Below are 23,081 nucleotides of genomic sequence, written 5' to 3'. Positions count from 1 at the left end.
TTCCCTTATTCGGCCGGCTGGCGGGGCTGCAGCTTCTCGTCGATCTGCCGAGACAGGATAGACGAGAATTCATCCGAGAAGCCTTCCATGCGCGCCGTCAGCTTGTTGGCGTCGGCGGAGAACTTGTTGTAGGCGATGACGGCGGGGATAGCGGCGACGAGACCGATCGCCGTCGCCAGCAGCGCTTCGGCGATACCGGGCGCAACAACCGCGAGGTTGGTCGACTTCGAGCCCGCAATGGCCTGGAACGAGGTCATGATACCGACAACGGTGCCGAACAGGCCGATAAAGGGTGCGGCCGAGCCGATGGTCGCGAGAAAGCCGAGACGGCCTTCCAGATGCTCCGCCTCGCGGGCGAGCGTCACGTCCATGGCGCGGTCGATACGCATCTGCAGTCCGATCGGCGAACGGGCGCCGCGTTCGAACGACTTCTTCCATTCGCGCATCGCGGCGACGAATATCGCGGCAAGGCCGGTATTGTTGCGTTCCGCGAGCGTCCGGTAAAGTTCTTCAAGCGACTGGCCGGACCAGAAGACCTGCTCGAACTTGTCGTACTGACGCCGGGCCTTGCCGAAGGTGACATACTTGTCCATGACGATCGCCCAGGTCCAAACCGAAGCGCCGACAAGACCAAGCATGACGAGCTTGACCACGATGCCTGCCTGCAAAAACAGATGCAGCAGGCTAACTTCGCCACCTGATGCTGCTGCCAGACCGACCTGTTCCATATATTCAACCCCTTGAATCCAAACGCCCGGCGGGACACCGGGCGGCTCAAAAAGAAATCCTGCGAGAATGACTGACTATGCCGCCGCCTAAGAGCCTTCGCTGCTCATAGCCCTTTTTGCCAGTAATTTTGGTCAAACGAAGGCGCAAATCGCTAGAATCCTAACGTTTCTACTTAGACACAATTATGGTTAACAAAGCGTGGACGCGCAAATTTTGCAGCCCAGCGAGGCCGACGGATTAAACCGTAACGTTCATTTGTGTCGCAAGTTCGTTCGGCAGCCGCCGCGGCCGGCCTTTCGCGTTGATGACCGCAATGATGACCTTCGCGGCAATCAGGACCGTCTCGCCGCGCCTGACCTCCTGGGCAAGCACCATCTTCGCGCCACCGGCCTTCTCCGTGCGGGTGACGACCGTCAGGATGTCGTCCATGACCGCCGGCCCCTTGAAATCGATCTCCATGCGATGGACGACGAAGGCGAGCCCCTCCTCATCTGCCGTCATCAACGCCGACTGCTCGACGCCGAGACAACGCAGGTAATCGGTCCGGCCACGCTCCATGAAATGCAGATAGCGCGCGTGATAGACACGCCCGGAAAAATCCGTGTCCTCATAGTAGACGCGCTGGGTCAGATGATGCACGCCATCGATGATGGCGCCGGAAATGGGAACGTGGTGGTCGGTCATACGGTCGTCCGTGGCGAAGAGCGCAGGCCTTGTCAAGTCGGGTCGTGGCGGATCACGTGCAAGGAGCTCTCCGGCAAGCGATCAATGTGCCCAGCCAGGAAATCGGGCACGACATTGGCCTCCGTCATCGCATTCTTCTTTGCCGCAACCCATCGAAACTCCACATCGACCCCATCATGAATACGATGAACCACCTCCGAAGGATGAAACGGAAACGGTACGGTCAATGCGATCAGGTAGATCAGCGAAAGCTCATGCGCCGACTTGCCGCGCCAATCAAAGAAGCTTTCGACCGAAAACAGCAGGCGGGAAATGCTGATGTCGCGATCGAGCTCCTCCTGCATTTCGCGTATCAGCGTCTGTTCCGACGTCTCGCCGATTTCAGCCCGCCCGCCCGGCAATGCCCAGAAATCGTCTCCCACGGCGCGCTGAACCAGAATGTGGTCGTCCTGGATCAGAAGCCCTGCGACACGGAAGGAAAAGAGGCGCGTATCCTCAGCGATCCGGATCATCCGCCGCTCGGGCGGCACTCCGTCACTCATCTTCCGAAAACAGCCGGAACTGGCTGGCCTCCAGATCCTTCGGCGGATTGAGGCCGAGGTGGCGCCAGGCGTTTGCCGTCAGCACACGGCCGCGCGGGGTGCGCTGGATGAAGCCCTGCTGGATCATGTAGGGCTCGATGATGTCCTCGATCGCATCGCGCGGCTCGGAAAGCCCGGCGGCGATCGTCTCGATGCCGACCGGGCCGCCGCCAAAGTTCCGGGCGATCATGGAAAGATAGCGACGGTCGAGCTGGTCGAGGCCGAGATTGTCGACATGCAGGCGATTGAGCGCCTCGTCGGCCACCTTGGCGTTGACGGCCTCGGCGCGGGCGACCTCGGCGCGGGCGACCTCGGCGAAATCGCGCACCCGGCGCAACAGACGGCCGGCGATGCGCGGCGTGCCGCGGGCGCGACGCGCAACTTCACGCGCACCGTCATCCGTCATCGGCAGGCCCATCAACCGGGCGCCGCGCCGGACGATCAGTTCCAGCTCCTCGACGGTATAGAAATTGAGCCGCACCGGAATGCCGAAGCGATCCCTCAGCGGCGTCGTCAGAAGGCCAAGACGGGTGGTGGCGGCGACCAGCGTGAACTTCGACAGGTCGATCTTGACCGACCGCGCCGCCGGCCCTTCGCCGATGATGAGGTCGAGCTGGAAATCCTCCATCGCCGGATAGAGAATTTCTTCGACCGCCGGATTGAGCCGGTGAATTTCGTCGATGAAGAGAACGTCCCGCTCTTCGAGATTGGTCAAAAGCGCGGCGAGGTCGCCGGCCTTGGCGATGACCGGACCGGACGTCGATCGAAAATTGACGCCAAGTTCCTTCGCCATGATCTGGGCGAGTGTCGTCTTGCCGAGGCCCGGCGGGCCAACGAACAGCACGTGGTCCAGCGCCTCGCCCCGGTTCTTCGCCGCCTCGATGAAGATCTTCAGGTTGGCGCGGGCTTCCGCCTGGCCGGTGAATTCATCGAGCGACTGCGGACGCAGCGTGGCATCGATGTCCTCGCCGCGCTTGTCCGGGGAAATCAGTCGGGCGCTGTCGTTCATGTCAAAAGTTCCATTCCGGGGACATTCTTCGCAGCCTTGCGGTCGAAAGTCACTGTCGAACTGCATCCGGCCTTTTCCGCCAGATGCGCGATGATGTGATCGGAAAAATCGGCCGTTATGGTCCGCTTTTCATCGAATAATAAATCGAGGAAATCCTCGTCTTCGAAGACGAGGCCATCCGCGTCCAGCAAGTTCCGGAAGGCCGTCGCTATCTCGGCTTTGCCGTACCCCTTGGTTCCCAAATTCCAGATTACCTCAGCCGTCACGAGAAGAGAAACATAGGCAGGCGACGTTTCATTGCGCTCGGCAAAAAAAGCCTCAGCGGCTGCGAACTGTCCTGCATCATCCGCCAGAACGAACCTAAGAAGAATGTTTGTGTCTATTCCAATCATCAACAATTCTCTTGTCGTCTTCCGCCAGATAGTCGCCGACGGCTTTATCCGCTGCCTCCACGGACACAGCACCTTGCCCCGGCCGGTGCAGCATTCCCGCGAGATCGGAAAGCTTCTTGTTCTTCACCTTGAAATAGACCTTATCGCCGTCGACGAAATAGCGAATCCTGTCTCCAGGTTTCAGATTCAACTTCTGCCTGATTTCCGCGGGAATTGTCGTCTGCCCCTTCGACGTCAGCGTGCTCTCAGAAATACCCATGACACATCTCCTTACAAATCGAAGATAGTAAGGAAAATATAATTCCGCAAGGATTCACCGCGCCAGCTCCTTTAGCCCGAGGCGGATCAGCTTGGCGCTGTCGGCACCCTCGCCGGCCGTCTTCATTGCGGCGGCAACCGCGTTGGCGGCCTGGTCGCGCGAGTAGCCGAGATTGGTCAATGCCGACACGGCATCGGAAACCGGCGCGGCGGCAACGCCCTCGCCAAGCTCCTGCTTGAAACCGATATTGGCAGCGTCACCGGCAAAGGCGGGCGCCTTGTTCTTCAGCTCAGTCACGATGCGTGTCGCAACCTTCGGTCCGACGCCCGGCGCCCTGGACACGGCGGTGCGATCCTGCAGCGCGATGGCATTGGCGAGCTCGGATGGCGTCAGCGTCGAAAGAATGGCAAGCGCCACACGGGCGCCGACCCCCTGAACGCTTTGCAGGATGAGGAACCACTCGCGCTCCAGCGCGGTCATGAAACCGAACAGCTTGAACTGGTCCTCGCGCACATAGGTCTCGATGTAGATGACCACGGCCTCCCCGACATTCAGCTTGGCCAGCGTCCGCGACGAACAGTGGACCTCGTAGCAGACGCCGTGCACATCGACGAGCACAGTGTCCTCGCCGATCTCGTCAACCGTGCCTTTGAGCTTGCCGATCATCTTCTTGCGCCTTCATGGATGGGTTTCGGGGGTGATGAGCCCGACATTGGGGAAATAGGCACGGTATCCCTTCGGATCCCGTGTGAGGATGGAATATCCGCGGATGGCAGCATGCGCTCCGATCAGGAAGTCCGGCAGCACGCGTTCACGGCCTCCGCCCGCCAACCGATATTGACGAAAAGCGCGACCGGCGGCGAAAGCCGCAAACCAGGGCAGGCTCTCGCGCCGGAACTGCTCCTCCGGCAGAAGCGCATCGACCTCATCGACGGAATTGTAGCGAACCGAAAACTCCGCATAGATCACGGGATTGATGATCAGCGCCACGTCGCGCGCCAGCCCGAAAAGCCTCGCCCGCGACCACGCCAGCCAATCCGGATCGCGGACCGCAACATCCACCAGCACGTTCGTATCGACGAGAACGGCCATCAGTCCCGATCCCGCGTCAGTGCCATCAACGCATCGGCGTCGAGTGCCGGGTCACCGGTACCTTCGAGGCGATCGAGCACCTCTGTGAGTCGGTCAAGGCGCGCACGATCAGCCGAACGGATCGCGGCTCCTTTGGGCTCGATCACAAGCTTGCCGTTCTCCAGAGAAAAGACCACTTCGCTGTTGGGCTCGATGCCGGCGATCTCCCTCAAGTCGCGGGGAATGGTCACTTGGCCCTTGGACGTCACGCGCATATTCAGCGTTCCTGCATCACTTACTGTAAGAATAAGTAAGGAATATTCCTACAAAAGGAACAAGTCAAGAACAAATCAGCCCGTGAGTGCGATCCTCGCCATGCGCGAGGCGCCACGGTTGTGGGCGTGGCAAATGGCAATGGCCAACGCGTCGGCGGCGTCGTCGCCCTTGAATATCGCCTTGGGCATCAGCACCTTGATCATCATGTGGATCTGCTGCTTTTCGCCGTGACCGACGCCGATGACGGCCTTTTTCACCGCATTCGGCGCATATTCGGCGACCTGCAGCCCCGCCCGCGCCGGCACCAGCATGGCGATGCCGCGCGCCTGACCGAGTTTCAGCGTCGCCACCGCATCCTTGTTGACGAAGGTCTGCTCGACGGCAGCCTCGTCGGGCTGATAGCTGTGAACGATCTCGGCCAGCCCGTCATGCAGCTGGCAGAGGCGCGAGGCGAGATCCATGGTGCCGTCCGACGTCACCGTCCCGGATGCCACGAAGCGCAGCGAGTTGCCGAGTGTCTCGACAACGCCCCAGCCGGTGCGCCTCAAACCCGGATCGATGCCGATGATGCGAATCGCTTTTTCCATGTCCTCACCTTATCTTTCAGCACCCATAGCTGCCAGCAAAATGTGAACAAAACAAAAACATGGGTGCGCCGGTGCAGGTGGGCGGCGGCAGATACTGGCAATAAAGGAACCGGCACCTACATAGAAAATCAGCGTATTCCACTCAGGATTTTCAAAAAGATGATTCCCTTTTCCATTCTCGACCTCGCCCCCGTCGGCGAAGGCAGCAGCGTCAGTGAGGCGCTGGCCAGCACCAGGCGCATGGCGGAGCGCGCCGAGGCACTCGGCTACCATCGCTTCTGGCTTGCCGAGCACCATGGCATGCGTGGCGTTTCAAGTGCTGCGACCGCCGTCGTCATCGCCCATGTCGGCAATGCCACGAAGACGATCCGCATCGGCTCCGGCGGCATCATGCTGCCCAATCATTCGCCGCTGGTGATCGCCGAACAGTTCGGCACGCTGGAAGCCCTCTTCCCCGGCCGCGTCGATCTCGGTCTCGGGCGCGCACCCGGCACCGACATGCGCACCGCCCGGGCGCTCCGCCGCGACCTCGAAACCACCTCGCAGAACTTTCCGAACGATATCCAGGAATTGCAGATCCTGCTTGGCGACAAGCTCGACAACCAGACGGTGATCGCCGTGCCGGGCATGGGCTCGCATGTGCCACTGTGGCTGCTCGGCTCCAGCATCTATTCAGCCCACCTCGCCGCCGCCCTCGGCCTGCCCTATGCCTTCGCCTCGCATTTCGCGCCCGACATGCTGCTGGATGCCATCGAACTCTACCGCGCCCGCTTCCAACCGTCAGCGCAGCTGGACAAGCCGTATGTTATGGCCGGCCTAATGGGTGTCGGCGCAGAAACGGATGAAGAGGCGGAATACCTCTTCACGTCCTCGAAGCGCCAGTTCGTCAATCTGCGCCGCGGCACGCCCGGCGCCTTTCCGCCGCCGGTCGAGGATATGACGCCCTACTGGAACGAGATGGAAAAGGCCGGCGTCGAACACACGCTCAGATATGCGGCGGTCGGCTCCGTCGAGACCGTGCGCGAGACGCTCGCCCGCTTCATCGATCAGACGAAAGCGGATGAACTGATCGTCTCCATGCCGATCCACAACCCGGAGAAGCGTCTCCGCTCGCTCGAAGTCTTCGCCGAGGCACGTCAGGAAATGGTAAAAGCCGCCTGAGGCGAGCGCATATACGGCAAGGCTCGCACAACCTGACGATGAAACGGTGCCGCATGGCACCCTCATCGTCAGGCTCCCCCGATGCCGTCACCATTGCAGTCTATCTATGCCCATTACGCCGCGCAGGATTTTCGCGCCGCGCTCGATGTTTATGACAATCTCGAAGCAGAACCGGACCCAGCCGACGAACGATTGATGGCGACGGTCGCGCAATGCCACTTCAAGACCGGCGACAAGCATCAGGCCGCCCGGTTTTTCCTGCGCGCCGCCCGGGCCGGCTCACCGCCGAAATTGCAGTTCGCCTCGCTTGCCTTTGAACTCTCGCGCATGCAGGAGGATAACTGGACGGCGCTCAAGGCCGCCGAAGTCATTCTGCAGATCGTACCGGACCACGCCACAGCCGCCCAGTTCCGGCGGCACCAAATGCTCGGCTTCCTGGAACTCGATGAACTGAAGGTCGCCAACGATGCGGCTCTTGCCGGCATACAGGCCGGGAACAAACTGGCTCTGTCCTGTGAACTGCCGCATAACCACATCATGTGGATGGGCGACGAACGGCTGAACGCAAAGATCGCCGACAGCCGCTTTCCAGTCTACTCGGAGCACGATCGTCACCAACGCCGCAACATGCCTCACATGTTCGGCGACAGGATCAGGATCGGCTATCTGTCCGGCGATGTTTCCAGCGCCCATGCGACGATGATCCTGATGCGCGGCGTTCTCGAACGGCACGACCGCGAGAAATTCGACATCACGATCTATTGCAATACGCCGGAGGAGCTTATCGGCCGCGACGACGGTTTGCGAAAGCATATCGGCACGATCGTCGACATCAGGGCAATGTCGGATGCAGAAGCGACCGCCCGCATGCGGGCAGACGGAATCGATATCCTTGTCGACCTCAAGGGGCATACACGCGACGCCCGCATCGGCGTCGTCAATGCCGGACCGGCACCCATCCAGGTGGCCTGGCTTGGCTTTCCCGGCAGTGCGGTGGGCATCGACTGCGACTATGTGATTGGCGACCGCATCGTCACGCCCGACGAAAGCCGTCCCTTCTATCACGAGAAACTCTGCCGCCTGCCGGACTGTTACCAACCGAACGACGACCACCATCGGCCGCTGCCGCCGCCTGCCCTGCGCGACGGTCTCGGCCTTCCCGAAGACAAGTTCGTTTTTGCCTCATTCAACAATATCCGGAAGATTTCCCCCGAAGTGGCCTCCGCCTGGGCGCGCATCCTGACCGCCGCCGGCGACAGCGTGCTCTGGATGATGTGCAACGACGAACATGCGCAGGCGCATTTCCTGATCTGGATGAAGCGGCGAGGCATTGAAGAGAACCGGATCATCTTCGCCAAGTCGATCGGGTGCGAGGCCCATGCTGCCCGCCTTCATGCAGCCGACCTCTGCCTCGACACCTTCCCCTGTAACGGCCACACCACCACCTCCGACTGCCTCTGGTCCGGCCTGCCGGTACTGACCGTCAGAGGCAGCAATTTCGCCTCGCGCGTATCGGAAAGCCTGCTGCGCACCGTCGGCCTGCCCGAACTCGTGGCCGCGACGGTCGACGACTACGTCGCCAAAGCCGTATCCCTTTCACGCAACCGTGGCGAACTGGATGGACTGCGGACGCGGCTCATCGGCAACCGCGCGACGACACCTCTGTTCGACACCGAACGCTTCACCCGGCATCTGGAGCGCGCCTATGAAATGATGGCGGAAAGGGCGAAAGCCGGCCTGCAGCCGGACCATTTCGACGTGCCGACGCTGGACGCGGAGGCAGCTGCCGAACGCTCTTTGACGACGGCCTGAAAACAAAAAACCCGGCCGCTAAAGCTGCCGGGTCTTTGAAATGTAGACGATACCGAAATCTCAGGCCGAAAGCTTGGCCATCACTTCGTCGGAAATCTCGAAGTTGGAATAGACGTTCTGCACATCGTCGTCGTCTTCGAGATTGTCGATGAGCTTCATCAGCGACTGGGCCTTTTCCTCGTCCACCGGAATGGTGTTCTGCGGCTTCCAGACGGCCTTGACGGATTCCGCTTCGCCGACAACGCTTTCCAGCGCCTTGGACACTTCGCCGATATCCTCGAAAGCGCAGTAGATCGTGTGGCCGTCTTCGCTGGATTCAACGTCGTCGGCGCCGGCTTCGATCGCCGCTTCCATCACGGTATCCTCGTCGCCAACCTCAAGCTTGTAGACGATCTCGCCAACACGGTCGAAGGAGAAGGACACGGAGCCGGTTTCGCCAAGCGCACCGCCGGCCTTGGTGAAGGTCGAGCGGACGTTGGAGGCCGTGCGGTTGCGGTTGTCGGTCAGCGCCTCGACGATGACGGCGACGCCGCCCGGGCCGTAGCCCTCGTAGCGGACTTCATCATAGTTCTCGCCATCGGCGCCGGATGCCTTCTTGATGGCGCGCTCGATGTTGTCCTTCGGCATGGACTGGGCCTTGGCGTTCTGGATCGCCAGGCGAAGACGCGCGTTCATCGCCGGATCGGGCATGCCGGTCTTGGCCGCAACCGTGATTTCACGTGCGAGCTTGGAGAACAGCTTCGATCGCACGGCGTCCTGACGGCCCTTGCGGTGCATGATGTTTTTGAACTGTGAATGGCCAGCCATGGCACCCCTGCATTGTCTCTTTGTATTGGAATGCGGGCCTTATATGCGCGCTGGCACCGCCATTCAAGACCCCGGCCGCAATTCCGCAACGCACCATGAAGCGCCGGAGGCAGCGGAACATTTCGCCGACGCCTCCGTTTTCCAACCAGAGCAACACAAACGGAAATGGAGCCCATCATGGTCAGCCTCAGCGCCACCCGCGAACATCCGAAATCGCAGCTTTGGGATGAAATCAACCGCATTCATGCCGGCATGCTCGGCATCCACGGCTCGCCCCACTCGATGCAGCCGATGGCCCCGCAGGTCGACGAGAAAGGCGAAACCATCTGGTTCTTCGCCAAGATGGGCACGGACATCGTCAGCGATATCCAGCCGAATGCGACAGCGACCTTTTGCGTCGTCGGCAAGGATCACGACTACCATGCCTGCCTGAGTGGACCTGTGGCCATCCGTCGCGATCCGCAGATCATTGAGCGCTACTGGAGCTCCATGGTGGAAGCCTGGTATGAAGGCGGAAAGGACGATCCGGAGCTGACGCTGATCGAGTTCCGTCCGCAAAGCGCGGAAATCTGGGCGTCTACCGGCAATGTCGTCAAGCTGGGCTGGGAAATCGCCAAGGCGAACCTCAATGACGAGGAAACGCCCGACGTCGGCCTGCGCCAGCACGTGGACTTCGCCGCCTGACGAACGCTTCGGCGCTACATGCCGCGAAGCACGAGGATCATCGGCTTTTTCGGCAGAGTTCGCATCGACACACGAATGCTGTTGCTGTTCGATGCCATCTTGTCGAAGCCCGGGCCGAACATCGTCAGAAAGCTGGCGACAGGCGGTCCGGTGCGATGCATCGGCAAGATCAACGACGACCTGAGCCGGGTGATCACCCGGCTCATGCTGTCTTTGCCCATGGTCAAACCGCCATCGACGGGTACCATCACCACGTCCAGCCGGCCGATCTGGCTGTAGTGGCTGTCCGTCAGCTCGTAATGCAGATGGCCGAGATGGCCGATGCACAGACCCGCTACCTCGAAGATGAAGATCGAGTTGCCGTTCGGCTCGGCTCCGCCGCCATAAAAGCTGCGAATGTCGGTCGGCACGTTGCGGATATACGCGTCGCCCGCAACCATGCTGATATCGGCAGCCTCACCCGGCGTATCTGACCAGCCATGCAGGACATGCGGGATCGCCGGGTCCGGCAGCAGCGTGTAATGGCTCGAATGCGCCTTGTTCATGGTGACCACGTCCGGCACCAGCGGCGAACGGAGCGAACCGCTCCAGTCGGTCGCGATCCGCGTCCCGTCCGGTGTCTCGATAAGGAACGTCGAATGTCCGAGGAAGGTGATCGTCACGTCCTCTTTCAATGCGGTTTTCAACACCGGCAGAGATGAGGAATCGAACCGCGCATACTGCACATCGGGCAGTGCGCCGGCGATCATCTGGCACTGGCTGACGGGCGGGCGGTCCTGTGCCTCCGCCTCCCCCGCCAAGGCGACGAAGAACAGAAGCATGCCGACGATGAATGACGGACGTCTCAGCATTCCCGGCTACCAGCGATGTTGAGCACTCATCGCATGATGCGGGAATGCGCGCCGTCCGTCCAGTCGGCTCACGCATTCGTGACTAGGAGGCTATCAACTCCAGAACGCCGGCAGCGTTTCTTCCAATCGCGCTCCAAGGCGAAGCGGCGCGATCTTTTCGGCGAGGCCCGTGCGGTCGGAGATCTCGACGCCGACGCCGCAGATGGTCGCCGGGCCGGAGGCGGCCTCGAAACGACCCTTCGGCATCTTCGAGATGAAACGGTTGAGCGGTTCTTCCTTGTCCATGCCGAGCGAGGAATCATAGTCGCCGCACATGCCGGCATCCGACATGTAGGCCGTGCCGCCGTTCAGGATCTGGTGGTCGGCGGTCGGGACATGCGTATGGGTGCCGACGACGAACGAGGCGCGGCCGTCGACGAAATGTCCGAAGCATTGCTTCTCGCTGGTCGCTTCCGCATGAAAGTCGAAGACAATGGCATCGGCCTGTTCGCCGAGCGGGCAGGCGGCGAGGATCGCCTCCGCGGAATGGAACGGATCGTCGAGTTCCGGATGCATGAACACCCGGCCCATGATGTTGGCGACGAGCACGCGCGCGCCGTTTCGGGCATAGAACAGCCCGGAGCCGCGGCCCGGCGTTCCCGCGGGATAGTTGGCGGGACGCAGGAACTGATCGTGCTGGCCGGCGAATGTCACGGCTTCGCGCTGGTCCCAGACATGGTTGCCGGTCGTCACCACGTCCGCGCCGGCATTGATGGTCTCGAGAAAGATGTCCTCGGTGATGCCGAAGCCGCCGGCGGCATTCTCACCATTGACGATCACGAAATCGAGCTTCAGATCGCTCACCAGGCCGGGAAGCCTGTCCCATACCGCCTTGCGGCCGGTCTTGCCGACCATGTCACCGAGAAAAAGAAGACGCATTCCCTATCCAATCAACCGAAACTGCGGAAGCCGCTCTCCGTCAAAACGCCGTCAAGGCGGACGTCATGCGGCTCAAAAGGCACCTTTGCCACTTCCTGCAGGTCGAAGGCAATGCCGAAAAGCTTCGGTTTCCGGCCTTTTTGGTGGAGTTTGTCAATCGCCCGGTCATAATAGCCCCCGCCATAGCCGACCCGGTGGCCTTCGCGATCGAAGGCTGCGAGCGGCACCAGCATGATATCGGGATCGACGACCGCCGCGTGCTCACCCGGACCCATCGTCCCGAAACCCGTCTCGACCAGCGGCACGCCAGGCCGGAATTCGCGGAACTCGATCGTCTCCTTGTCCATGACCACCGGCAGGCAGAGTTTCGCGCCGCGATCCGCAAGATCGGCCATCAGCGGACGGATGTCGGCTTCCGAGCGGATCGGGAAGAAGCCCGAAACCACGACGCCCTTTGCGACATCGATGCATGCGATCCCGTGTCGCGCCATGGCGGCTGCCTTCGTCTGCCGTTCATCTGGCGTTAGCGCCGCACGCGCCGCGAGCCGCTCCTTACGCAGGATGGACTTCAACTCGCTGTGCGAAAAGTCGGCAGATCCTTGTGACATTCAGGCTTCCCATGGGCAAAAAACGGCAGCAGGTCAGGCGACCATGCTGCCGTTCTTCATGGAGCGGAATGACGGCGGAACGCAAGACCCAACCCGCCGCCTGTCTCTGGATCAGGGCAGGATGCTGGTGCTGGACCAGGCCGGACCGTTGCGGTCCTCGTCCTTCAGGCTGGAGGAGCCGAAGCTGTAGCGCAGACCGCCAAAGAAGGTGTGGCTGTGGTCGTCACTGAGGTCCGCGAGCGAGGAGGTCGGGTGATAGTTGTCGAAGCGATAGCCGGCAAACAGCGTCAGAGGCATGCTGTCCATGCGGTAGTTGATCGCCGTCTTGATCGTCTCGATGTCCATGTCCGACTGGATGCCGTCGATATGGTGATACATGCCTTCGAGATCGAACCGCAGATTGTCGGTCAGGAAATAGCGCGCGCCGATGCCACCGAAATAGTGGTCGGCGTCACCGATTTCGTAGTCCTGACTGCCGTAGCCGGCAAGTCCGTAGAAGGTCGTGTTGCCCATGTAGGCTGCAGCCTCGAGACCGCCGGAAACTTCCTTGGTGTAGTTGCCGACGCCGGCAATGCCGAGATCGCTGAAAACGCCGGTGGCGATGCGGTCGTACTTGACGAACCCGCCGATGGCATAGGATTCGGCCGGCCGGTAATAGAGATGGGCGGCCGCGCTGTAGGGCGTGTAATAGTGATCTTCGATGTGGCTGCGCTGAACGCCGCCGTCAACCTGCAGGTTGACCCCGTTGCCCGCGTCGTAGTTGAGCGCACCACGCAGCGACCAGGCCTTCTCGTCGATGTCGAATTCCTTGGAGCGGCCGATCGCGCCACTGCTCTCCACATAGCCGCTGAAGCCGGAAGAACCCGAAGAGGAGGACTGGAGATCAGCGGCAAGAAGCCCGCCCGGCAGAGGCAGAACAGTGATGGAGGCAAGAAGAACAACTTTGTGGAAACGCATGACACCCTCGCGTGCGGTATGCGTAAATCTGTAACAACTCGTGGTTAATCGTTCCTTACGCGGCCCCGAGATTTGTGCCGAAAGAGGAGCTTGCCTTCCGCCGGCATCTTTGTGAGGCTTGACCAAAGACCCAAGCGGGAAGGACACGCAATGAAAGTCGGAATCGTCGGCGCCGGCATGGTTGGCAGTTCTGCGGCCTATGCGCTGGCACTCCTGGGCCTTGCCAACGACGTGGTGCTGGTCGACCTCAACGCAGACCTTGCGCGCGCCCAGGCCGAAGACATCTCGCATGCCGTGCCTTTCGTTTCCGCCTGCCGCGTGACCAGCGGGGACTATGCGGCACTGAACGGCGCGGACATCGTCATCATCGCCGCCGGTGTCAGCCAGCGGCCGGGCGAAACGCGGATCGCACTCCTCAGCCGCAATGCCGAGGTTTTCCGCAGCGTCATTGCCGAGACCTCGCGCGCCGCCCCGAACGCCATCCTTCTGATCGCTTCGAACCCCGTCGACATCATGACCGAGATATCCGCCCGCCTCTCCGGCCTGCCCCGCAGCCGGGTGATCGGCTCCGGCACCATTCTCGACACGGCCCGCTTCCGCAGCCTGCTCGCAAGGCAGCTCGGCGTCTCGCCCCAGTCGGTGCACGCCTATGTGCTCGGCGAGCATGGCGACAGCGAGGTGCTGGCCTGGTCGAGCGCAAGGGTCGGATCGGTGCCTGTCGAAACGCTGGCCCAACAACTCGGGCGGCCGCTCGATGCGGCAGCAAGAGCAGCTATCGACAGCGGCGTGCGCAATGCCGCCTACACGATCATCAACGGCAAGGGCGCGACCTATTACGGTATCGGCGCCGGGCTGGCGCGCATTGTGCGGGCAATATCGAAGGACGAGCGCGACCTGCTGTCGGTCTCGGCCTCGACGCCGGACATGCTCGGCGTCAAGGACGTCGCACTGTCGATCCCGCGCATCGTCGGAGCCGACGGCATCATCGACGACGTCATGCCGGATCTCGATGAGGCCGAACGCAATGCCCTGCGCGACGGCGCGACGCTGCTCAAGACCCTGGCGGACGCCATACCGGTCTGAAGACATTTCATCGAAGTAAGGAGAAAGGTGCGATCCACGACAACCGATGGAAACGTCGATCCTGGGCGCCTACTGAAGTAGGTGGGCGCCGTATAGCCAAGCCCACGGGCCTGGTTAGGGACAGCTCCCTTAGGATCGGGTATGGCCCCGAGGATTCATTTGTTCCTGTCGGGAAGCGCAGACCGCACACGCAGATATAGTGGAGTTCGCAGTGTTCCGCCAGTGGCGGCACTCACGATATTACGGCTTTGCAAGACGGGCAGCGCAAGCCGGATGTCCGCGTAGAAGCGCATCGGCGAGATGCCGGTTGCGCACCGTAAGGTGGCGTTGCAGTTCGTGCCGGAAAGAACACTGATATACCCCATTATTTAAGGACGGATGTTAAACGGAATTTTAACAATATTGGGAGCCGCACCTTGGCCCTTTACCGATAATTAGCGATGGATCGCCATAGAATTTCTCCAGCCAATGCGTGGAGAGTTCCGTGAAGTCAGCACCGTTTTCTGCCGTTCTATCAGCGATTTCACGCCGGCTTCGCAAGCCTTCCGTCCTCATTGGCGAATTTATCCATGCCCGTGACGGCAATTTTTCCATTCTCTTCATCCTGACCTTCGTGCCGCTGGCAATCGCCGTCGGCACCGGCATCGATTTCTCCCGGGCATTGAACGCCCGTACGGAAATGCAGGCCGACCTTGATGCCGCGATCCTCTCGGCGACGAAGGATATCGGCAAGGACACCAGCGCAAACCTCAAGTCCAAAGCCGAGAAGACCATGAAGGCCATGGCGCTTCAGCGTGGCAGCTATACGCTGAACGAACTGGACATTACCGTCGATACGACCAGCAAGTCGATCAGCGGCACCGCCAGCAGCAATGTACCGACAACCCTCATGCGCCTTGCCGGCATCGACGAAGTGCCGGTACGGATCGCTTCCGCGGCAGCGGGCGGCAAGGATATTTATTACGAGCTGCACCTCGTCCTCGACAAATCCGCCTCCATGCTGCTGGCCGCCACGACCTACGACCAGAGCATCATGCAGAAGCTCAGCCTGAACTGCGTCTTCGCCTGCCACGACACCGCCTACGGAGAGAAATACCAGGGCGTCTACTACAGTTCCTATTACGACTATGCCCGGGCGAAGAAGGTGGTCCTCCGGGCTGACGTCCAGGCAGACGCGGTCACCACGCTGATGGACACAATCGACAGCGCCGATCCGTCGCACAACCGCATCAAGGTGGCGCTCTATACGCTCGGAACGAACTCCAGCGCGTCGCAGGTGCTAAAAAGCAATTACAAGGTTTCAAACGGCATCCGGCAGGTGATCGCCCCGACATACAGCACCAAGGACATCCGCACCCAGATGGTCAGCAACACCGAACTGACCTCCGCGACATCCTACATCACCACTGATTTCAGGGCGCTGACAACGCTCAACAACTACATATCCAAGGCAGGCGACGGATCGTCTCCCTCCACCCCACTGAAGATCGTCGTGATGATCACGGATGGGGCGCAATCGTCTGCGGACTGGGTGTTTTCCGGCCAGCCCTATATCACGCCGATCAACAGCACCTGGTGTGATACGATGAAAAAGCAGGGAGCAACCTTCTCCGTGCTCTACACGACCTATCTGCCCTGGACCAACCGATCCGAATACAACAACACCATCGGCAACACGATGGCGAGTTCCAACTACAAGTCGATATGGGGCGGCACGATGCCTTCGACCAAGGTGACCCGTCACGACTACCTCACCACGGCGCTGACAGCCTGTGCGAGCAGCGCCGACTATTTCATGTCGGCCGCCTCTCCGGATGAAATCAAGGCCGGGCTGACCGAGCTTGTCGGCAAGACGCTGGGATCCCTGCGGCTGACGCAATAGGCCAAAGGGTGCAGTGATCTACCTCAACAGCGCCAGGACGGTATCCCTGTCATAGGGTTTGCTGATCATCGGAATACCGGCAAACTCTTCCGGAAAGGCTGCCGTGTCGCCGTAGCCGGAGGCAAACGCGAAGGGGATGCCCTTCGCCTTCAGCATCCGGGCCACTTCGAAACTGGTTTCCGTTCCCAGATTGACGTCGAGAAGGGCAAAATCGATCGGCACCGTCCGCTGGCTGAGCTCTTCGACCGCAAGCCCGACACTGGAGACGACCACGGTGTCGCGGCTTCCGAGCGTGCGGAAGATATCCTCCGCCTCCATGGCGATGATGAGGTTGTCCTCGACGATCAGAACGGACTGGGGCACGGCGACGGCGGTAACCGCGCCGCCCCTGCCGCTCTCGGCGGGATCCTCGGCGACCGGTGTCTCACCGGCGACGATGTGCTGCGCGGGCAACAGGAATGAGGCCGTAACCCCTTCGAGATTGTAGGAAATGCTAGCCTTTCCGCCGAGTTCAAACGGGATCGTCCGCTCAATGATCGCCGAGCCGAAGCCACGACGTTCCGGAGCCTTCACCGGCGGGCCGCCGATCTCCCGCCACAGGATGTCGAGATCACCCAGCTCGTTGTGCGACAGCGTGATCGTCACGCGTCCGCGCTGGTCCGACAGCGCGCCATGCTTGGCGGAATTGGTGATCATCTCGTGGATGACCAGCGCCACGGACGAGAAGGCCTGGGGCGAGAGAAGCAGTTCGGGGCCCTCGATGGAGATCCGTCCGCGCTTGTCGAGCAGGTAACTCTCCGCCTCGACCCGAACCAGCTGCGAGAAGGGAGCCGGCGACCAGTTCTGGCGGGTGATCTGATCATGGGCGCGGGCCAGCGCCTGCACCCGGCTGTCGAGCTTCTTGACGAAGTCGGCCGTCGTATCCTCGCCGGCGCTTGACTGGGAAATCAGGCCGCGCACCAGACCGAGAATATTGCGGACGCGGTGATTGAGTTCGGCAATCAGCAGCTCCTGTTTCTCGTTCGCGAGCTTCCGCTCGCGCCCCGCCTCGTCGGTGAGCCGCAGGACCACTTCCAGAAGCATCACCCGCAACTGCGACGCCGCACGGATCTCGGCAGAGGTCCATGGCGCACTTTGCCCGTGAACCGATGTCTGCCATGCGGCAAAGCTCTTGCGCGGCGAAATGCGCGCGCCATCCGCACCGATTTCCGCCGGCTTGTCCGGATTGCCCGCCCAGACGACCTGCTGCACAAGTTCTCCACGGAAGAAGAGGATATAGTCGTGCGGTGACCTGGAGATCGGCACCGACAAGATGCCCGCGGCAACTCCCGCAATGGCGCGCGCCTCCGGCATCAGCGACGAGAGCTCGTGCGTTGCAAGAACTTCGTTGTCCTTCCGCGTGTTCAGGAAGGTCTGAAGCCTGAACACGTCTTCGCGATCCGGCGCCGCGCCGCCGGTCAGAGCCACGCCTTCCTGGATTACCGCATAGCCGTCTGCCTTCAGGAGCTGGGCGAAGGATTCCGCCGAAAGCTTGAGCAGCTCCGGTGCCGAAACGCCCGTGGACATGGTCTTGGAAATCTGCGCCGTCAGTTCCGTCACCCGCGCATCGTTGACACGCTCTTCCGCCGTCAGCCGCGTCTGGATGATCAGCGACAGCATCTGGCCGAACAGCAGGACTGCACTTCTCTGGCGCATGGTCGGCGTATGCGGCCGCTCGTGGTGGCAGGCGATCAGTCCCCATAGCTCGCCGTTGACGATCACCGAGATCGACATGGAGGCACCGACGCCCATGTTTTTCAGGTATTCGATATGGATCGGCGAAACGGACCTCAGCCGGCTTCCCGACAGGTCGATCGGCCCGGAACCCGCGGCAATCGGCGCCGCCAGGATCGGCGCGCCCGCATCGCTGACGTCTGCGATCAACCGGATCGGGTTTTCGACATAGAGCGCCCTTGCCTGCCGGGGGATGTCGGTCGCCGGATAGCGCAGGTTGAGAAACGTTCCCATGTCGTAGCGGCGCGCTTCGGCCATGACTTCGCCGCTGCCGTCGTCGAGGAACTTGTAGAGCATGACACGGTCGAACCCGGTCATCATCTTGACGAAGCGGACGGCCTGCGAGCAGGCGGCATGCAGGCTCGGCACCTCGGCAAGCTGGTCGATCGCATTGCGGACGTTGGCCACGTCGAGAGCGACGCCTTCCAGCGCACCCGCCTTCTCGAATTCGAGGATCACGCGGCCTTCACCGATATGCAACGAGACGTCAAAGCGGTCCTCGACACCTTCGAGCGCCACGTTATAGACCACTTCCACACCTTTCTTCGGACGCAGGAACTGCAGCCGGTTGCGGATCGCGTGGATCGTTTCCGCCGACAGAAGCTGCGTGGCGGGCTGCTCCATCAGCGACTGCGCATCCATCGGCAGGAAGTCGCGCACATTCTCCGAGACATGCGAGATCGTCCAGTCGGGCAGCAGCGCGACCAGAAAGCCGAAGGACTGGACCCTGCCAAGCAGGTGAATGGGTTCGGCGTCACAATTCGCCAGATCGATGTGCTCAGACATGCACACTCTCCTCTAGGCCAGCTTCGACACGCGCGGCCGACAGGTACGATCCGAACACCAGGCTGGCGGCAGATACCGCCTGGCCCGCAGCTGCGTCGGATTGGTCCCGTGCCGAAAGCCACGCCATGAACGACTTCCACAGCCCCCTTCCCTCGCCATGACGAAGGAACGATTGCGGCAGGAGAGATCCGCCTGCCTTGTCCTGCTGCGCGCGGATATGGGCCGCTCCGAGACGCGATCCTTCGAGCACGTAGCAAACACCCTCGACCGACAGGTCGCGGTTCAGGTACGGCAAGGCTTCTTCCCTTGGCGCATCCAGCCCCATCTCCTGCAGATCAGATTTCAACGCCGCCAGGCGCCCGCGCTCCTGGTGAAACGGCAATGTACGGAAAACGTCCTGACCGGAGAGCCAGTACTCCAGCGCCGGCAGCAGACGCGCATGCATCATGAGGAAGCGTCCATACCCCTCACGGCTCGCCAGATCTGCGCGAGAAACGACAGAGTCCAGACACCCATGGAGACCCGCGGTCTCGGCTCTCAAAGCTTCGATGAGGAGCATCCAGAAAAGTCTCCAGTTCAAAATTATGCAACGGTTTGCGATGGTTAAACTGCAAAACGGGATTTGGCGAGAGCAATTGCTTCACGCAGCTGGTCGGGGCGGGAGGGCTTCAGCACCACCTGTGAACCCGCATAGCGCGAGGCCAGCAAGTCCGCTCTCGTATTGGCCGTATGAAAGATCAGCGGCACTTCGTTTTCGTAAAGACGATCGGCCAGCGGAAAGACCTCGCCGTCCTGTAGATTGACGTCCAGAACGGCAATCTGCGGCGCGCAATTCTTGAGCGCTTCGATGGCAGATTGCACGGACGGGAACGGTCCGGCGACCCGGCATCCAAGCGACGAAAGGGTGCTTTCCAGCTCCCACGCCACGATCGGCTCGTCTTCGGTGACGATCACCTCGAGGACTTCACTCTCTGCATGCTGGACCGCAAGACCCATAAACTACATCCTTGCATCTCAATTGACTAAATTCGGTTAGCGGCAAAACGGTCGGAGCGAGGAATTTGTTCCCACCCGACCGGCGCATGTTTTCGTCGAACACCGTCGGCTGCGTCCGGCGACGGGAATCGCAGGCATGCGCAGGGTTCGGCTCGAAAGCCGACCATCGAACCTTATGATGGAGGTGACTGCTCAGTTCACGTTGCCCTGCGGGCGGCTGGTGAGCCTTGAGGTCAAGCCGTTGATCTGGCTTGTGATTTCGACGATGGTTTCGGCGAGCGCTGCCTCGCTGCGGGCCGTTTCGGCAAGTGCCGTTTCACGCACGCTTTTCAGGCTCAGGCTTTCGGCTTCGAGCTTCTCGAGCCTGCGAGACACTTCGGACAGCTCGTCCATCACCATGATGCCAGCCATGACGGTCAGCCGCAGGTCGCCGATCTCGCCGAACTGGTCGCGCAGGTGGCCGACATAGCGGTCGAACTTGCCGGCGAGACCCGTCAGGTGCTCTTCCTGGCCTTCTTCGCAGGCCATGCGATAGGCCTTTCCGTCGATGGTCACTGTAACCTGCGCCATGTTCTGTTCCTTGCTTCCTGCTTAGCGGTCCAGCACCGCACGGATCGTTTCCATCGCCGTCACCAGACGCCGGGAGACCTCCCGGTTGACCTCTTCGAGCCGATTGGCGCGAAACTGGGATTCGTCGAGTTCCTGAGCAAGCCGCGAGCGGTCCTCGTGAACCCGGCGAACCTCTCCATCGACGTCGCGCTGGTCGCGCTCCTTCTCGAAGCGCGCGTCCAGCGCACTTTCAAGCCCGCTAAGCGCCTGCCTCAGGCCAGCCAGCGCCGCGTTCACCGTCTTGTCTCCCGACATGCCTCGTATTCCCGTTGCCGCCCATCGAATCGACCGGAAACCGGCCTTTCTGAAGGCAGGACAGTATTCTTCCGGCTGTTCATCCGTCAACAAACCTGACAGGCAAGCCCGGTGCGGAACTTGTGGACGAACACGCATCAGCGGCGAATTTTAGCCGAAAGCCGCCTGGTCTTCTTTCCGGAAACCGAAAATTATTCGGCCGGAAAAGGGCGTGAGGGCCTGTTTTATTGACTCGTCCGCACCACCTGCTATGTGTCAGCCGCGTTTGTACGGCCCTGTGGAAGGGCCAGCACTTTCTTGACACCCGGAACAAGCGGACAAGCTATGATCTCTCGCGAAAAACACAACCGGATGGCCAATGCGATCCGTTTCCTCAGCATGGATGCCGTCGAAAAGGCCAACTCCGGTCACCCCGGACTGCCGATGGGCATGGCCGATGTCGCAACGGTTCTGTTCACGCAGTTCCTGACCTTTGATCCGAAGACTCCGCTCTGGCCGAACCGCGACCGCTTCGTCCTGTCCGCCGGCCATGGCTCGATGCTGCTCTACTCGCTCCTCTATCTGACCGGATACGAGGACATGACCATTGAAGACATCAAGAACTTCCGCCAGCTTGGCGCCAAGACCGCAGGCCATCCCGAATACGGCCATGCCTCGGGCATCGAGACGACCACCGGCCCGCTCGGCCAGGGTATCGGCAACTCGGTCGGCATGGCGATCGCCGAGCGCAAGCTGCGCGACGAATTCGGCTCCAACCTGATGGAGCACTTTACCTATGTCATCGCCGGCGACGGCTGCCTTATGGAAGGCATCAGCCAGGAAGCAATCTCGCTTGCCGGTCATCTCAAGCTCAACAAGCTGATCGTCTTCTGGGACGACAACGGCATTTCCATCGACGGCGCGGTCAGCCTTGCCGACTCGACCGACCAGCACGCCCGCTTCCGCGCCTCTGGCTGGAACACGCTGGCCGTCGACGGTCACGATCCGGAAGCCATTGCCGCCGCAATCGTCAAGGCGCAGCAGTCCGACAAGCCGACGATGATCGCCTGCAAGACGGTCATTGGCTTTGGCTCGCCCAACAAGGCCGGCACGCACAAGGTTCACGGCTCGCCGCTCGGCGCGGACGAAATCGCCGCAACCCGCAAGGCCCTGAACTGGGAAGAAGAAGCCTTCGTCGTTCCCGCCGACGTGCTGGACGCATGGCGTCTTGCCGGCCTGCGCTCGACCAAGGCACGCATGGAATGGGAAGCCCGTCTCGAAAACGAAGCCGCCGAAAAGAAGGCGGAATTCACCCGCCGCTTTGCCGGCGACCTGCCGGGCGGCTTTGACAGCGCCATCATCGACTACAAGAAGAAGCTGGCCGAGACCAAGCCGACGCTTGCCACCCGCAAGTCTTCGGAAGATGCGCTTGAAGTCATCAACGGCGTTGTTGCCGAAACGCTCGGCGGCTCGGCCGACCTGACCGGTTCGAACAACACCAAGACCAGCCAGACCGCCTCGATCAAGCCGGACGATTTCTCGGGCCGCTACCTGCACTACGGTATTCGCGAGCACGGCATGGCTGCCGCCATGAACGGCATGGCGCTGCACGGCGGCCTGATCCCGTATTCCGGTGGCTTCCTGATCTTCTCCGACTATTGCCGTCCGTCGATCCGCCTCGCCGCTCTCATGGGCATCCGCGCCATCCACGTGCTGACGCATGATTCCATCGGCCTTGGCGAAGACGGCCCGACCCACCAGCCGGTCGAGCACATGGCCGCCCTGCGGGCGATCCCGAACCTCCTGATGTTCCGCCCGGCGGACGCCATGGAAACCGCCGAATGCTGGCAGCTGGCGCTGCAGCACCGCGACCGCCCGTCCGGCATCGCGCTGACCCGCCAGAACCTGCCGGCGGTGCGCACCAAGTTCTGCGAGAAGAACCTCTGCGGCAACGGTGCCTACGATCTCGTGCCGGCCGAAGGTGCCCAGGTGACGATCTTCGCCACCGGCTCCGAAGTCGAGATCGCGCTGAAGGGCCGCGAGGCGCTGGAAGCCAAGGGCATTTCCACCCGCGTCGTCTCCGTGCCCTGCGTGGAACTGTTCCTCGAGCAGTCGGAAGATTACCAGAAGTCGATCATCGGCAACTCGCCGGTCAAGGTCGCGGTCGAAGCCGGCATCCGCCAGGGCTGGGACCACTTCATCGGTTCCGACGGCATCTTCGTCGGCATGCATTCCTTCGGCGCCTCCGGCCCCTACAAGGAACTCTACAAGCACTTCGGCATCACGCCGGAAGCGATCGTATCGGCTGTCGAGGAAAAGCTCGCCTGATACC

26 protein-coding genes and 1 other RNA gene are annotated in these 23,081 nt (G+C 61.4%); 6 read left to right on the top strand and 21 right to left on the bottom strand.

What is annotated here, in order from left to right:
* Positions 1–5 precede the first annotated feature (5 nt).
* The 10 genes from tolQ to ruvC form a co-directional block, all read right to left on the bottom strand.
* A complete protein-coding gene (tolQ, locus tag ACU5AY_RS00470; protein WP_261928830.1) occupies positions 6–728 on the bottom strand; it encodes a protein TolQ in 723 nt (240 codons plus the stop codon).
* A 238-nt stretch (positions 729–966) separates the two neighbouring features.
* Positions 967–1,413, bottom strand: a complete 447-nt coding sequence (ybgC, locus tag ACU5AY_RS00465) for a tol-pal system-associated acyl-CoA thioesterase (RefSeq protein WP_446827563.1) — start codon at positions 1,411–1,413, stop codon at positions 967–969.
* A 32-nt stretch (positions 1,414–1,445) separates the two neighbouring features.
* Positions 1,446–1,925, bottom strand: a complete 480-nt coding sequence (locus tag ACU5AY_RS00460; protein ID WP_446822879.1) for an NUDIX hydrolase — start codon at positions 1,923–1,925, stop codon at positions 1,446–1,448.
* A 22-nt stretch (positions 1,926–1,947) separates the two neighbouring features.
* Positions 1,948–3,003 carry a Holliday junction branch migration DNA helicase RuvB gene (gene ruvB / locus ACU5AY_RS00455; RefSeq protein WP_446827562.1) on the bottom strand — a complete coding sequence of 352 codons (1,056 nt, stop codon included), beginning with the start codon at positions 3,001–3,003 and terminating at the stop codon, positions 1,948–1,950.
* A complete protein-coding gene (locus tag ACU5AY_RS00450; protein WP_446827561.1) occupies positions 3,000–3,395 on the bottom strand; it encodes a PIN domain-containing protein in 396 nt (131 codons plus the stop codon). Before ACU5AY_RS00450 ends, ruvB begins: the two co-directional genes overlap by 4 nt.
* Entirely contained in the window at positions 3,364–3,654 is a 291-nt protein-coding gene (locus tag ACU5AY_RS00445) for an AbrB/MazE/SpoVT family DNA-binding domain-containing protein (RefSeq protein WP_446827560.1), read from the bottom strand. The genes ACU5AY_RS00450 and ACU5AY_RS00445 overlap by 32 nt, the downstream gene beginning before the upstream one ends.
* 54 nt (positions 3,655–3,708) lie before the next feature.
* Complete coding sequence (gene ruvA, locus ACU5AY_RS00440; RefSeq protein ID WP_446827559.1) at positions 3,709–4,320, bottom strand: Holliday junction branch migration protein RuvA; 612 nt, start codon at positions 4,318–4,320, stop codon at positions 3,709–3,711.
* 12 nt (positions 4,321–4,332) lie between these two features.
* Positions 4,333–4,746 (bottom strand): type II toxin-antitoxin system VapC family toxin, encoded by a 414-nt coding sequence (locus ACU5AY_RS00435; protein WP_446827558.1) that lies wholly within the window; start codon positions 4,744–4,746, stop codon positions 4,333–4,335.
* Positions 4,746–5,000 (bottom strand): AbrB/MazE/SpoVT family DNA-binding domain-containing protein, encoded by a 255-nt coding sequence (locus ACU5AY_RS00430; protein ID WP_446827557.1) that lies wholly within the window; start codon positions 4,998–5,000, stop codon positions 4,746–4,748. Before ACU5AY_RS00430 ends, ACU5AY_RS00435 begins: the two co-directional genes overlap by 1 nt.
* Before the next feature lie 75 nt (positions 5,001–5,075).
* Positions 5,076–5,588, bottom strand: a complete 513-nt coding sequence (gene ruvC / locus ACU5AY_RS00425) for a crossover junction endodeoxyribonuclease RuvC (protein ID WP_446822872.1) — start codon at positions 5,586–5,588, stop codon at positions 5,076–5,078.
* Between the two features lie 159 nt (positions 5,589–5,747).
* Between ruvC and ACU5AY_RS00420 the strand changes: the two genes are divergently transcribed.
* Together ACU5AY_RS00420 and ACU5AY_RS00415 are read left to right on the top strand one after the other, a co-directional pair.
* Positions 5,748–6,749 carry an LLM class flavin-dependent oxidoreductase gene (locus ACU5AY_RS00420; protein WP_446827556.1) on the top strand — a complete coding sequence of 334 codons (1,002 nt, stop codon included), beginning with the start codon at positions 5,748–5,750 and terminating at the stop codon, positions 6,747–6,749.
* Positions 6,750–6,830: 81 nt separating this feature from the next.
* Positions 6,831–8,561, top strand: a complete 1,731-nt coding sequence (locus ACU5AY_RS00415) for an O-linked N-acetylglucosamine transferase, SPINDLY family protein (protein ID WP_446827555.1) — start codon at positions 6,831–6,833, stop codon at positions 8,559–8,561.
* Positions 8,562–8,621: 60 nt separating this feature from the next.
* On the opposite strand, the gene ACU5AY_RS00410 is transcribed toward ACU5AY_RS00415, so the two are convergent.
* Entirely contained in the window at positions 8,622–9,368 is a 747-nt protein-coding gene (locus tag ACU5AY_RS00410; RefSeq protein WP_446827554.1) for a YebC/PmpR family DNA-binding transcriptional regulator, read from the bottom strand.
* Between the two features lie 177 nt (positions 9,369–9,545).
* On the opposite strand from ACU5AY_RS00410, the gene ACU5AY_RS00405 reads away from it, so the two are divergent.
* A complete protein-coding gene (locus tag ACU5AY_RS00405) occupies positions 9,546–10,052 on the top strand; it encodes a pyridoxamine 5'-phosphate oxidase family protein (protein WP_446827553.1) in 507 nt (168 codons plus the stop codon).
* A gap of 14 nt (positions 10,053–10,066) precedes the next feature.
* Here ACU5AY_RS00405 and ACU5AY_RS00400 read toward each other — a convergent pair whose 3' ends face one another.
* The 4 genes from ACU5AY_RS00400 to ACU5AY_RS00385 form a co-directional block, all read right to left on the bottom strand.
* Entirely contained in the window at positions 10,067–10,903 is an 837-nt protein-coding gene (locus tag ACU5AY_RS00400) for an MBL fold metallo-hydrolase (RefSeq protein WP_446827552.1), read from the bottom strand.
* Positions 10,904–10,996: 93 nt separating this feature from the next.
* Positions 10,997–11,821 (bottom strand): TIGR00282 family metallophosphoesterase, encoded by an 825-nt coding sequence (locus tag ACU5AY_RS00395; RefSeq protein ID WP_446822866.1) that lies wholly within the window; start codon positions 11,819–11,821, stop codon positions 10,997–10,999.
* An 11-nt stretch (positions 11,822–11,832) separates the two neighbouring features.
* Complete coding sequence (locus tag ACU5AY_RS00390; protein ID WP_446827551.1) at positions 11,833–12,429, bottom strand: 5-formyltetrahydrofolate cyclo-ligase; 597 nt, start codon at positions 12,427–12,429, stop codon at positions 11,833–11,835.
* Between the two features lie 111 nt (positions 12,430–12,540).
* Positions 12,541–13,386 carry a hypothetical protein gene (locus ACU5AY_RS00385; RefSeq protein ID WP_446827550.1) on the bottom strand — a complete coding sequence of 282 codons (846 nt, stop codon included), beginning with the start codon at positions 13,384–13,386 and terminating at the stop codon, positions 12,541–12,543.
* Positions 13,387–13,536: 150 nt separating this feature from the next.
* On the opposite strand from ACU5AY_RS00385, the gene ACU5AY_RS00380 reads away from it, so the two are divergent.
* On the top strand, positions 13,537–14,469 hold the full coding sequence (locus ACU5AY_RS00380) for an L-lactate dehydrogenase (protein ID WP_446827549.1): 933 nt from the start codon (positions 13,537–13,539) through the stop codon (positions 14,467–14,469).
* A gap of 27 nt (positions 14,470–14,496) precedes the next feature.
* Here ACU5AY_RS00380 and ssrS read toward each other — a convergent pair.
* Positions 14,497–14,656, bottom strand: a non-coding RNA gene (gene ssrS / locus ACU5AY_RS00375) — 6S RNA.
* Positions 14,657–14,953: 297 nt separating this feature from the next.
* Here ssrS and ACU5AY_RS00370 point away from each other — a divergent pair.
* Positions 14,954–16,351 (top strand): TadE/TadG family type IV pilus assembly protein, encoded by a 1,398-nt coding sequence (locus ACU5AY_RS00370; protein ID WP_446827548.1) that lies wholly within the window; start codon positions 14,954–14,956, stop codon positions 16,349–16,351.
* 18 nt (positions 16,352–16,369) lie between these two features.
* On the opposite strand, the gene ACU5AY_RS00365 is transcribed toward ACU5AY_RS00370, so the two are convergent.
* The 5 genes from ACU5AY_RS00365 to ACU5AY_RS00345 form a co-directional block, all read right to left on the bottom strand.
* Complete coding sequence (locus ACU5AY_RS00365; RefSeq protein ID WP_446827547.1) at positions 16,370–18,910, bottom strand: HWE histidine kinase domain-containing protein; 2,541 nt, start codon at positions 18,908–18,910, stop codon at positions 16,370–16,372.
* Entirely contained in the window at positions 18,903–19,469 is a 567-nt protein-coding gene (locus tag ACU5AY_RS00360; protein WP_446827546.1) for a biliverdin-producing heme oxygenase, read from the bottom strand. The genes ACU5AY_RS00365 and ACU5AY_RS00360 overlap by 8 nt, the downstream gene beginning before the upstream one ends.
* Before the next feature lie 44 nt (positions 19,470–19,513).
* Positions 19,514–19,906 (bottom strand): response regulator, encoded by a 393-nt coding sequence (locus ACU5AY_RS00355; RefSeq protein WP_446822859.1) that lies wholly within the window; start codon positions 19,904–19,906, stop codon positions 19,514–19,516.
* Positions 19,907–20,098: 192 nt separating this feature from the next.
* Positions 20,099–20,476, bottom strand: a complete 378-nt coding sequence (locus tag ACU5AY_RS00350) for a cell division protein ZapA (RefSeq protein WP_446827545.1) — start codon at positions 20,474–20,476, stop codon at positions 20,099–20,101.
* Between the two features lie 21 nt (positions 20,477–20,497).
* Positions 20,498–20,770, bottom strand: coding sequence for a DUF4164 domain-containing protein (locus ACU5AY_RS00345; RefSeq protein ID WP_446822857.1), 273 nt, complete (start codon positions 20,768–20,770; stop codon positions 20,498–20,500).
* A gap of 324 nt (positions 20,771–21,094) precedes the next feature.
* Here ACU5AY_RS00345 and tkt point away from each other — a divergent pair, with 324 nt between their 5' ends.
* Positions 21,095–23,077, top strand: coding sequence for a transketolase (gene tkt, locus ACU5AY_RS00340; RefSeq protein ID WP_446827544.1), 1,983 nt, complete (start codon positions 21,095–21,097; stop codon positions 23,075–23,077).
* The last annotated feature ends 4 nt before the right edge of the window (positions 23,078–23,081 follow it).

This window comes from Rhizobium sp. PAMB 3174 (assembly GCF_052908375.1).
The sequence above is the reverse complement of the archived record's forward strand: the minus strand, read 5'-3'. Positions and strand labels throughout refer to the sequence as shown.